Raw genomic sequence first — 12121 nt, 5'->3', positions numbered from 1 at the left:
ATTCCTGAGTTTGTTTGTTGTCAGCGCAACATAACAAACGCGGATTGAAGCGCTTAGCGAGGAAATGTTCGATGCTTAGCTAAAAAAACGCTATGGATGCCAGACTGACTCGCGTACGCGAATGGCCCGACTGAATAACCCCAGCGCATAAAAGCGGTCAGCGATGGTTTGCTGTTCCCGGATGATGGCCAGGTTCATTCGCTGAGTCTGATGGCTGCGCCGGGCTAAGGCGTGCATTAGTGAGGTCGCAGAAATGCCGAGTTCGCTGGAGAGCAACGCGGCGGCTTCAGTATGGTGTGCATCAATGTAGCGGCCCGTCTGTTCCAGGGCGGTGAGCAGGATCTGCAACAGATCGCCCGACTGCGCCGCAAATCCGCGTTCGGCAAGGTAAAACTGATGATTATTGACCCGGCCAGTGCCATCCGCAATTACCCTGAACTGTCCGCTGTTCTCAGCATCACTGAGGAGCGGATCCCACATCATCCAGGCATCTACCGCGTTGAGGTCGCTGGGCGTCAGTGGATATTTGGGGGGTGCATAGACAATGCGCACCTCATCCAGCGCTAATCCCGCCTCATCCAGGATTTGCAGCAGCAGATAGTGGACATTAGAACCACGATTCACGGCGATGCGTTTGCCTCTGAGATCGCCAATCTGCTGAACCGGGCTATTAGTGGGTACCAGCAGCGCCACGCTCTGCGGAGCGGCAGGTTCCCAGGCGACGTAGACCATCGGGCTGTTGCTGGCTTGCGCAAACAAGGGAGGAACTTCGCCGGTGGTCCCGAAATCGACCTCCTTATTGTTCAGCGCATGGAGGAGCTGTGGACCCGCTGGAAACTCGCTCCACAGCACGCTGACGCCCTGATCGCTCAGCTGCTGCTCCAGCGACTGACGCGCTTTCAGAATGCCAAGGTTGCCAAACTTCTGATAACCGATACGCAGTTCACGCTCCTGCTGAGGCTGATGATGAGGAGAGGCCTCGCGCTGACGCAATGAGGTACGGCGGGGTTTAATCACACCCAGATGCCCCAGCTGGGTACGCAGTGTATGACGGCTGATGCCCAGCAGCGCGGCCGCCTGTAACTGATTACCCTGCGTGAGTTCCAGCGCATTTTTTACCAGCGCGGCGATCACTCGTGGATAGAGTGGCGTCTCACTCTGCTGCATCTGCTGACGTAAAAACTGGTCGAGCGCCTCCTCTCCGGAGGGTAAATCGCTGCCAGCAATGGCGTTCAGCCGCAGCTGTTGCGGCGTGACCAGCGAGGTCCTGCTGAGTAGCACCGCATTGTGCAGCGTGTTCTCCAGCTCACGGATGTTACCCGGCCAGCTGTAGTCCATTAGCGTGGCGACAGCATCTTCACTCAGCCGTAACTGAGGACGTCCCAGACGTCGCGCATAGAGTTGCAGAAAATGACTGGCCAGCACCGGAATATCTTCGCAGCGCTGGCGCAGCGGCGGCAATGTGACGCTGGCGACATTGAGACGGTAGTAGAGGTCTTCCCGGAACCACCGTTCACGAATCGCCACAGCCAGATCCCGGTTGGTGGCCGCAATTACCCGCACATTGACCTTTATCGCTTTAGACGAGCCCACGCGAATGATCTCGCGCTCCTGTAGTACGCGCAGGAGCTTCACCTGCAGCGACGGACTGAGTTCACCGACTTCATCCAGCAGCAGCGTGCCGCCTTCTGCTGCTTCAAACCAGCCACGATGGCGATCCTGCGCGCCGGTAAAGGCCCCTTTCTCATGACCGAACAGCTCTGACTCCGCCAGGCTCTCGGTGAGTGCCCCGCAATTGACCGCCAGAAATGGCTGCCGGCTGCGGGCGCTATGATGATGCAGATAGCGCGCCATCACCTCTTTGCCGGTGCCGGTTTCACCGATGATCAATACCGTTGCATCGGTAGGCGCGAGCTGATCCAGTACGCTTTTAAAGGCGCGCGATGCGGGATCAATTAACTCAGGGCTGGATATCTGCATCTTGTTTACCGGATTAACAGGAAAGCCATGACCATACCGCGTGGCAGTGGCGGAAACGAGGGGGCGAAACGAGCCGGGTTGTTGCCATTGCAGCAGTCTGCAGCTTTATCTGCCGCAAATGCAGCAGGATAGCGCAATTCCTGTTTGTTATAACCAATTGAATTTTAATGATAAAAAAACAAAATACACACTGGCACACATTCTGCAAATAGCGATATAACCAAAGCGTTAGTCCCTATGTAATAAATTAAAATATCGTTATAAAGGAATCTGCTAATGAGCCATGCGACAAAGGAAAATCTTAACCTTTTCTGGTTTCTGCCCACCCACGGTGATGGGCGCTATCTGGGCACCACAGAAGGCGGCAGAGCGGTTGATTTACCCTATTTACAGCAGATTGCGCTGGCGGCAGATAATCTGGGCTACTACGGTGTATTAATCCCGACCGGTAAAAGCTGCGAGGATTCATGGCTGGTTGCCTCGGCCCTGGCGCCGGTCACCAAAACGCTGCGCTATTTAGTGGCGGTTCGCCCTGGTCTGCAACCGCCGAGCCTGGCGGCGCGGATGGCGGCCACGCTGGATCGTCTATCCGGCGGACGTCTGCTGATTAACGTGGTTACAGGTGGCGATCCGGTGGAGAACAAAGGTGACGGTATCTTTCTGAGCCATGAAGAGCGTTATACAGTGACCCGGGAGTTTCTTGAGGTTTACTCCCGCCTGATGAAAGGCGAGAAGGTCGACTTTGCGGGCGAGCATATCCGCGTAGAAGGCGCAGAAATTCTCTTCCCGCCGGTGCAGGAAAAGGGGCCGCCGCTCTATTTTGGTGGATCGTCGGATGCGGCAATCGATGTTGCAGCGAATCAGATCGACACCTATCTGACATGGGGCGAGCCGGTTGAACAGGTGGCGGAAAAGCTGGCGGTGGTGCGTCAACGGGCGCAGGAGAGCGGCCGTACTCTCTCTTATGGCATCCGGTTGCATGTCATTGTCCGTGAAACCGAAGAGGAGGCCTGGGCGGCTGCGGATCGGCTGATCTCTCATCTGGATGAAGAGACTATCGCCGCCGCGCAGAAAATCTTTGCGCGTATGGATTCAGCCGGACAGGCACGGATGAGTGCATTACATCAGGGCTCGCGAGAGAGCCTGCGCATCGCCCCTAATCTCTGGGCAGGCGTCGGTCTTGTGCGCGGCGGTGCCGGAACCGCGCTGGTGGGCAATCCGCAGCAGGTTGCCGATCGCATCCGGGAGTATCAGGCGCTGGGCATCGGGAACTTTATTTTCTCGGGCTATCCGCATCTCGAAGAGGCACACCGCTTTGCTGAACTGGTGATGCCGCTATTGCCGCTGGCCGCCAACACCGAAAAGAAACAGCGCAGCGTGAACACAGGTCCGTTTGGTGAAACCATTGGCGGTGACCGTCGTCCTGACAAACAGGCCAGCGCCAGTTAGCCAGTTAAAAGAAGAGAAGGCTTGTGTATGTTACAACAGCAGATTGTCATTATCGGCGGTGGGTTCACCGGTACCGCGCTGGCGATCCATCTGGCCCGGCTGGGTGAGTCGGGATTGCAGGTAACGGTCATTGAACCGCGCGCGCAGCTTGCGCAGGGCGTGGCATATGGCACTACCGATCCAGCTCACCGCATTAATGTGCCAGCCGCCAGAATGCAGCTGGCAGGTGATGACGAGGGCGCATTCGACCGCGACTATCGCGCATCACCGGCTTTTAGCGCCGATTCGCAGGCACTGTGGCATGACGATAACGTCTATCCGCAACGTGGTGAGTTTGGTCGCTGGGTCAATGCGCAGTTTGAGTCTCAACAGCAGCGCTCACCAGTGAAACTTAATCATCTTCGTGACAGTGCGGTCGCTTTTAAGAATGGGGTGGTGACCACGGCTTCAGGGCAGCAGATCCGGGCCGATCAGGTCGTGCTGGCGATCAGCCATCCACCGCCGGACCTTCCTGTTCTGCTGAAGTCGCTTCAGAACCATCCGGGATTGATTGCTAACCCGTGGCAGAGCGATGCGCTGACAAAGGTCGGCCCTGATGATCGGGTCGCAATCATCGGGTCAGGTCTGACGATGTCAGATGTGGTGGCGTCGCTACATCGTCAGAAGCATCGTGGAGCGATCACCGCTTTCTCCCGCCGTGGACAGCTTCCGCGTGCAAACCTCAGTGGCAGTTCAGAGAACTACACGCTGGATTACAGTCAGCCGCAGACTGCTACCGCGCGCAGTTGGTTACATCGGGTGCGTCAGGAAGTCAGAAATGCGGCGGCGATGAATCTGCCCTGGCAGCTGGTACTGGATGACATCCGCCGTAACGGTCAGCGCATCTGGCAGAGTCTGTCGCTGCACGAGCAGCAACGCTTTCTGCATCATCTTCGCCCCTGGTGGGACGTCCATCGCTACCGGATTGCACCGCAGGTGAGCCAGGTTCTCAGCCAGCAGCAGGCCAGCGGTCAGCTGTCGTTGCTGGCGGCGCGCCTGATCGCAGCCGAATCGGGTGGCGAAACGCTCCGGCTGACGCTGCGCCTGCGTGGCGCGCAATCGCACATGCTTGAGGTGGAGAGAGTGATTGTCACCACCGGCCCCGCGCACAACGCTTTGCTTAACAGCAACGCGCTGTTGAGACAGCTGCAGGGTGACGGCGTGATTCAGCCCGATCCGCTGGCGCTGGGAATCCATGTTAATGCGCTGTCACAGACGCTGAATGTTAACGGTGAAGCGAATTCCAGTCTTTACGTCGCCGGGCCTGCCGCTCGGGGTCGTTTTGGCGAGCTGATGGGATTACCGCAGGTGGCGGAACATGCTGAATCTGTCGCACGGCAACTGCTTAGCACCTCGCCGCTGTCGCTCAGCGAGCGATGTCCTGGCTCACTGACTTACTAAATCCCCGACCTTAAACCACATTATTAATAGTGGGCGGCAAGCGATTGCCGCATCCGCTCAGGAGTCGCTATGTCATCGCAACGTGAAATTCGCCTGAATGCTTTCGATATGAACTGTGTCGGTCATCAGTCACCCGGCTTGTGGGCGCATCCCCGTGACCGCTCATGGCAGTACAAAGACCTGGAGTACTGGACCGATTTAGCGCGCCTGCTGGAGCGCGGTAAGTTTGATGGGTTGTTTATTGCTGACGTGCTGGGTGTCTATGACGTGCTCAACGGCAATAACCATGCCGCTATCCGTCAGGCTACGCAGGTGCCGGTAAACGATCCGCTGGCGTTGATCACGCCGATGGCCATGGTGACAGAACACCTGGGCTTTGGCCTGACTGCCTCGCTCTCCTTTGAACATCCCTACCCGTTTGCGCGGCGGATCTCGACCCTGGATCATCTGACCAAAGGTCGCATTGGCTGGAATATTGTGACCTCCTATCTGGAAAGTGGTGCGCGCAATATCGGGCATCAGGCTCAGACCGACCACGATGCGCGCTACGACTATGCCGATGAGTATCTGCAGGTCATCTATAAGCTGCTGGAAGGTAGCTGGGAAGACGGTGCTGTCCTGCGTGATCGTGAACGTCAAATTTTCAGCGACCCTAAAAAAATCCATCCGATTAATCATCAGGGCACGTTTTTCCAGGTGCCGGGCATTCATCTTTGCGAGCCGTCACCGCAGCGCACGCCGGTGCTTTATCAGGCCGGCGCCTCCAGCCGCGGTAAAGCCTTTGCAGCGGAGCATGCTGAATGTGTATTTGTCGCGGCACCGTCAAAAGTGCTGCTAAAGAAAACCGTAGCGGATATTCGACAAAGGGCAGCAGAGGCAGGACGCGATCCGCGTTCAATACTGATCTTCAATCTGCAGACGGTTATTGTGGGTGAAACCGACCTGGCGGCGCAGGCGAAATGGCAGGAGTACAAAAGCTATGTCAGTTACGAAGGCGCGCTGGCGCTGATCTCGGGCTGGACAGGTATCGATTTCGGGCAGTATCAGCCGGATCAGGTACTGAAGCATCTCCATACCAATGCCATTCAGTCGGCGGTTGAGACATTCTCTACTGCCGATCCTCATCGGCAGTGGACGGTGCAGGGTCTGGCAGACTGGGTGGGCATTGGCGGCTTTGGTCCGCTGCTGGCAGGCAGCGCCGAAACCGTGGCTGATGAATTGCAGAGCTGGATTGAAGAAACCGACGTTGACGGGTTTAACCTCGCCTACGCCGTGACCCATGAAACCTTCACCGATGTGGTGGAATTGCTGGTGCCGGAACTGCAAAAGCGTGGCGTCTACAAACAGGACTATCAGCCCGGCACGCTGCGTGAAAAGTTGTTTGGACAGGGGCCACGACTGGCCTTGCCGCATCCCGGAGCCGGTTATCGTCGGACCGCGGACACAGAACAGCAGATAAACAGCGCCGAAATGTCGGGATGAGACGGGACGTTCACTGCCTGGTGTCACGCCTGAACCCACGCTTTATGGGCTGGCAGTAAACCGTGATTTTCAGGTTTTAAAAACACAAATGCTTTGCTTCTTACCGGATGAATCCAGCTATTCATCCGGCTTTTTTCGTGATTAGTTTGAGTGAATAACTTATTGAATATATTGAAATAGTTATCTTTATTTGTTGCTTGTTAGCTGGGCCGCAAATGCCTATAAAACCCTCGTTACCTGCTGAATATAATAACGAGGATACGATGAGTACATTAAATATTGACGACACCCTGACCGCCCCGCCGCCTCACTCCTCACCGGTTGGTTCGGTGAGTGATGTGGCCCGGCTTATCAACAGTCATACAGAGAAAAATAGCTATGCCCGCTGGATCGTTTTCCTGGCACTGGGGGGCGTGTTTCTCGACGCTTACGATCTCACAACGCTCTCCTATGGTATTGACGATGTAGTGAAAGAGTTTGGCTTAACCCCAGTCCTGACCGGACTGGTGACCTCTTCGATTATGATTGGCACCATCGTCGGTAATCTGGTCGGCGGCTGGCTGACTGATAAATATGGCCGCTACTCAGTGTTTATGGCGGACATGCTGTTCTTTGTGGTTTCGGCTATAGCTGCGGGCCTGGCACCCAATGTCTGGGTGTTGATCGGAGCGCGCTTTCTGATGGGAGTCGGAGTAGGAATCGATCTGCCGGTGGCCATGGCTTATCTGGCGGAGTTCTCTAAATTCTCCGGCAAGGGAAACAAAGCGTCGCGGCTCGCGGCGTGGTGTCCGATGTGGTATGCCGCCTCATCAGTCTGCTTCTTTATTATTTTTGCACTCTATTTCCTGCTGCCCGCTGAACACATCGACTGGCTGTGGCGTGCCTCGCTGCTGTTTGGCGCCGTACCGGCGCTGCTGATTATCGCGGTGCGCAGTAAGTTTATGAATGAGTCACCACTGTGGGCAGCTAATCAGGGCGATCTGAGCGGTGCCGTGCGTATTCTGCGTGACTCCTACGGCATTGTTGCGCATGAGGAGCAGCCCGCTAAAGCCGAAACTATTAAAGCGACACCGAAAGTGCGTATCCGCGTACTGTTTCAGAAGCCTTACCTGGAACGTACCGTCGTCAGCGCAGTGATGAACGTCTGTATCTCGTTTGAGTACACTGCCATTGCTTTCTTCCTGCCCTCCATTCTGGCGCAGTTCCTTGGGGCGGGCGTCTTTGAGACGATTTCCGCTTCGCTGGGTCTGAATGCGTTGTTTGCTTTTACCGGCGGTTTGCTTGGCATGCGGCTGGCCTGGAAATTCCCTTCACGGCATGTAGCGATTGCCGGCTTTGCGCTGCAGTTTATCGCGTTGATTTCGCTGGCACTGATCGGTCATCCGCAGGCCACCCTCGGTGTGGTGTTTGCTGTATTGTTGCTGGGACTCTGGCTGTTTGCCGAAGGATTTGGACCTGGCGCGCAGTTAATGATCTATCCGGCGCTCTCCTATCCGACCCACATTCGTGCAACCGGTGTTGGTTTTAGTCGCTCGCTCTCTGGCATCGGAAGTGCGCTGGCGTTGTTTATCCTGCCAGTTTTGCAGGCTCGTTATGGCACTAATATGTTCTGGATCGTATCTCTCGCCGCCCTTATTCCCATTATTTTCCTGTTGATTATCCGGTTTGAACCGACCCGACAGGACATTGATGAACACCCCGAATCAGGAGAAAATCATGTCTGAATTAAGTCGCACTGAATTTGCCGCATTGACCGAACAGTTCAGGCCACTGTTTATCCGCATTGCTGAGGGTGCCGCCGCACGTGAAGCCGATCGCACTCTGCTGCATGAGCCGATTCGCTGGCTGAAAGCGGCGCGATTCGGCACCCTGCGTATCCCAAAAGAGGAAGGTGGTTTTGGTGTTTCATTGTCGCAGCTCTTTTCCCTGCTGACTGGCCTGGCCGAGGCTGATTCGAATCTGCCGCAGGCCCTGCGCGCGCACTTTGCCTTTATCGAAGATCGTCTGAACCAGCCAGAAAGTGAAGATCGGCGGCGCTGGTTTCGACGTTTCGTGGATGGTGAGTTGGTGGGTAGCGGCTGGAGCGAGATCGGGGCGGTTAAGCTGGGTGAGGTCAACACTCAGGTCTCACCCACAGAGGGAGGATGGCGGATCAGTGGCGAAAAGTTTTACAGCACCGGCACACTTTATGCGGACTGGATTGATGTCTATGCAAAGCGTACTGACAACGGTCGTGACGTGATTGCTCTGGTAAACACCCATCAGAGTGAGGTGGAATGTGATGACGACTGGGATGGCTTCGGGCAGCGTCTGACCGGTAGCGGCACAACACGCTTTAATCATGCCTATGTGGAGCAGCCGCACGTTTATGATTTCAGTGAGCGCTTTCGTTACCAGACCGCATTTTATCAGCATGTATTATTAGCCACGCTGGCGGGTATAGGTCGGGCCATAGTTCGTGATGTGTCTCAGGGTGTTGCGCACCGTAAGAGGATTTACAGCCACGGCAACGCGTCTCAGGTCAAACAGGATGTGCAGGTTTTACAGGTGGTCGGTCAGATCAGCAGCTGGACCTGGGCTGCTGAAGCCGCCGTGGATCGGGCGACCCACTCATTACAGCGGGCATTTGAACTGCAACAAAGCGGTGTTGAAGAAGCAGAGCTTCACGCGGCTAACGTACAGGCAGAGGTGGAGTCCGCCCGGGCGCAGGTGGTCGCGGTTGAGTTAGTGACGCGTGCCGCCACGGAATTCTTCAATGCCCTTGGCGCTTCCGACACCCGTGTCAGCAAGGTGCTGGACCGGCACTGGCGCAATGCCCGGACGGTCTCATCACATAATCCAGTGATCTACAAAATACGTAACGTGGGTGACTGGGAGGTAAACGGTAACGATCCGACGTTTATCTGGCAGATTGGTAACGGCGATTAAATATATTGTCGATAGAAAATGGGGTGCGGCAGTAACGTTCAGTCTGATAATTAATTCGAACGCTATCTGGCGTTTATTTTCGCTTTACAGATGCAATCCGCAAAAAAAGATTCGCACCAGGATTTTAAGCTCCAATGGTTTTTATAATTTTCAGGTGTCCAATTAATTTAATTGGATTGTGTCATTAATTAACTGCCTGCCGGGAACGGGGGCAGTTATATGATAATCCTGCAGTGCCGGAGTTAAAAAACCAGCTTCGCAATGCGAAGCTGGTTATCATCCTGCCGAACGTGCTGTTAAGGCAGGCTCACAGGCTCTGGCATTGCTGAGGAGTGGTGAGTTAAAATCTTCCAGCCCTGACCATCCCAGACATAAGTAAACGTATAACGTGCTGTGACGTGCGTATGGTCCTTGAAGGTGAAAGTATAAACGCCGGTATCAATAGCCTTATTACAACCCATTCTGATGGTGCGCGAATCGATTTTGCCGCTTGGACCTTTTTTCAGGAAGTCTTTGAAATAATCAATACGTTCCTGATCGGTTAATCGTACTTTATTTGAAATGGTTGGCAGTAAAACGGCATCGCTGACATATAACTCAGAGACTTTTGTCGCGTCGCCGGTTGCCAGAGAATCGTTCCATTTATCAAACAGGTTGGCGACATCCTGTTCAGACACTTTTATACAGGTAACCGGTTGCTGTGCTAACGTAATCGCTGGTGCAGTGATAAAGTCCAGCAGGCACAGTGCGAGTAAACTTTTTTTCATTATTTTGACACCTCATTTTTTTCCAGCGTAATCGCTGTACCACGCCATTGGCTGGAGTCACCGCCTGTGCTAAGTGAGGTAATAAAGAAATATCCAAGTCCATGTGAAAAACGCATAATTATTTGCACATTAGCGCGACAATAGAATAATTAAATAAATTCAATCAAGAGCGTAATTGTAATCTGTTTTCATCCTGAATTTTATCAACTATTTTTTTATGATGGCTCATAGGGTTATTAATTAAATATTCAGTATTACAGAATGTTTATTAGCGTTAATGACTTACAGTCATCAATTTTTCGCCGCATAGCTGATGCACCTACAAATGCTTCAGTGAGTATGAGATTTACTGCTCTATGAGGCGATGCAGATCTCCTCGTCCCATGATCCCACCTTCGGCAGGGCTAACAATACGTTGAACGGTATCAGACATTCTTACTTCGTATAATTATTCTTATACGAAGTTATGACAGGCTGATGCTGCCGGGTTATGATGGAAACTATAACAATGCCACACCGATAGATGACAACGCTACGTGAATTCTGGCAGGTAATCCCCTGCTAACTTCTCAGAATTCACGTAGCGTTGTCAGGACATGTTTTGGTTGATAAGTGAGCAAAAATGAATGAGTTAGAGCCTGTCACCTATTTGAGTGTGGATCCGAACAGCGACATCACAGAACGCCTCAGGCAATTCGTCCAGGATAAAGAGGCTTTCTCACCTAACACCTGGCGGCAGCTGATTAGCGTCATGCGGATCTGTAATCGCTGGTCGGAAGATAACCAGCGCAGCTTCCTGCCGATGAGCGCTGATGACCTGCGCGACTATCTCTCGTTTCTTGCTCAAAGTGGTCGGGCTTCTTCAACGATTACTTCACACGCGGCCCTGATCTCGATGTTACACCGTAACGCCGGATTGCCGGTGCCGAATGTATCTCCTTTGGTTTTTCGTACCATAAAGAAGATAAATCGCGTGGCCGTGATGAACGGTGAACGTGCTGGCCAGGCTGTTCCCTTCAGGCTTACTGACCTGCTGGTACTGGATGGAAAATGGTCAGGAGCTGAAAACCTTCAGTTAGTGCGCGATTTGGCCTTTTTACACGTAGCCTATGCCACGCTACTCCGTATCAGTGAACTGTCGCGATTAAGGGTGCGTGATGTGATGCACGCCGTTGATGGCCGTATCATTCTGGATGTTGCCTGGACAAAAACGATTGTGCAGACCGGTGGATTAATCAAGGCGCTCGGCACCCGCTCAACCCAACGTCTGGAACAGTGGATAGAAGCCTCCGGACTCTCTAATCAGCCCGATGCTTATCTGTTTACCGCAGTTCATCGATCTGGCCGCGTACTGGTTGCCGAAAAGCCAATGAGTACCCGGGCTCTGGAACAGATCTTTAACCGTGCATGGCGCAGCGCTGGGAACGTTGGCGCGGTGAAAGCTAACAAAAATCGCTACAGTGGCTGGAGTGGCCACAGTGCCAGGGTGGGTGCCGCTCAGGATATGGCGGATAATGGTTATCCGATTGCCCGTATTATGCAGGAAGGCACATGGAAAAAACCGGAAACCCTGATGCGGTATATCCGTCATGTGGATGCACATAAAGGCGCAATGGTAGAGTTTATGGACCAGTATGCTGACACTGACTTATCTGACTGATAGCTTCTAAAAAGGCCATCTGAAGCTATATTCAGGCTAAAGTTATCCACAGAAAAAGTGGACAGCCTGTGTGTAAGCCTGTACTGAATAGGTCGTTATCTGGCCTTTGTTCCCATTATCTCGCTGATTTAAAGCATTTATTCACCAGGTATGCTGTTTTAGGCTCATCTGTTCTGGAAAAAGATTTCGCTTCAGAAGCCAGGATCAGGGATGCTGCCAGCATCACACCCTTCTATAACATCAGCTTCCCACACTGGAAAATCATGTCTCCTGACAGGGGTTGTTAATAGGTCTTCTCAGGCGGTTTACATCACTCCAGATGAACTTTAATTCAGCTTACATCTGTCTGAACAATATCATCAACGTCACTTATCCGCTGTGGCGCTGAAAAGCCCGTCACCCAGCGGATAAAGTA

Annotated in this window: 8 protein-coding genes; 6 read left to right on the top strand and 2 right to left on the bottom strand. The window is 53.6% G+C overall.

What is annotated here, in order from left to right:
* Nucleotides 1-90 precede the first annotated feature (90 nt).
* Nucleotides 91-1980 (bottom strand): sigma-54-dependent Fis family transcriptional regulator, encoded by a 1890-nt coding sequence (locus IAI47_RS21575; RefSeq protein ID WP_008926824.1) that lies wholly within the window; start codon nt 1978-1980, stop codon nt 91-93.
* Between the two features lie 276 nt (nt 1981-2256).
* Here IAI47_RS21575 and ssuD point away from each other — a divergent pair, with 276 nt between their 5' ends.
* The 5 genes from ssuD (at nt 2257) to IAI47_RS21550 (ending at nt 9279) form a co-directional block, all read left to right on the top strand.
* Entirely contained in the window at nt 2257-3429 is a 1173-nt protein-coding gene (gene ssuD, locus IAI47_RS21570; protein WP_008926825.1) for an FMNH2-dependent alkanesulfonate monooxygenase, read from the top strand.
* A 27-nt stretch (nt 3430-3456) separates the two neighbouring features.
* On the top strand, nt 3457-4869 hold the full coding sequence (locus IAI47_RS21565; protein WP_008926826.1) for an FAD/NAD(P)-binding protein: 1413 nt from the start codon (nt 3457-3459) through the stop codon (nt 4867-4869).
* Nucleotides 4870-4938: 69 nt separating this feature from the next.
* A complete protein-coding gene (locus IAI47_RS21560) occupies nt 4939-6351 on the top strand; it encodes an LLM class flavin-dependent oxidoreductase (protein ID WP_003850548.1) in 1413 nt (470 codons plus the stop codon).
* A 263-nt stretch (nt 6352-6614) separates the two neighbouring features.
* Nucleotides 6615-8075 (top strand): MFS transporter, encoded by a 1461-nt coding sequence (locus IAI47_RS21555; RefSeq protein WP_008926827.1) that lies wholly within the window; start codon nt 6615-6617, stop codon nt 8073-8075.
* Nucleotides 8068-9279, top strand: coding sequence for a monooxygenase (locus IAI47_RS21550; RefSeq protein ID WP_033743505.1), 1212 nt, complete (start codon nt 8068-8070; stop codon nt 9277-9279). Before IAI47_RS21555 ends, IAI47_RS21550 begins: the two co-directional genes overlap by 8 nt.
* A gap of 296 nt (nt 9280-9575) precedes the next feature.
* Here the strand turns inward: IAI47_RS21550 and IAI47_RS21545 are convergent, their stop codons facing one another.
* Nucleotides 9576-10046 carry an SgcJ/EcaC family oxidoreductase gene (locus IAI47_RS21545; protein WP_008926829.1) on the bottom strand — a complete coding sequence of 157 codons (471 nt, stop codon included), beginning with the start codon at nt 10044-10046 and terminating at the stop codon, nt 9576-9578.
* Between the two features lie 622 nt (nt 10047-10668).
* Here IAI47_RS21545 and IAI47_RS21540 point away from each other — a divergent pair.
* Nucleotides 10669-11706, top strand: a complete 1038-nt coding sequence (locus IAI47_RS21540; RefSeq protein ID WP_008926830.1) for a tyrosine-type recombinase/integrase — start codon at nt 10669-10671, stop codon at nt 11704-11706.
* Nucleotides 11707-12121 lie beyond the last annotated feature (415 nt).

The sequence above is a fragment of the Pantoea sp. MT58 genome, from assembly GCF_014495885.1.
GTDB classification, from domain to species: domain Bacteria; phylum Pseudomonadota; class Gammaproteobacteria; order Enterobacterales; family Enterobacteriaceae; genus Pantoea; species Pantoea eucalypti.
Note: the sequence above shows the minus strand (reverse complement) of the source record. Positions and strands in the feature narration are given on the sequence as shown.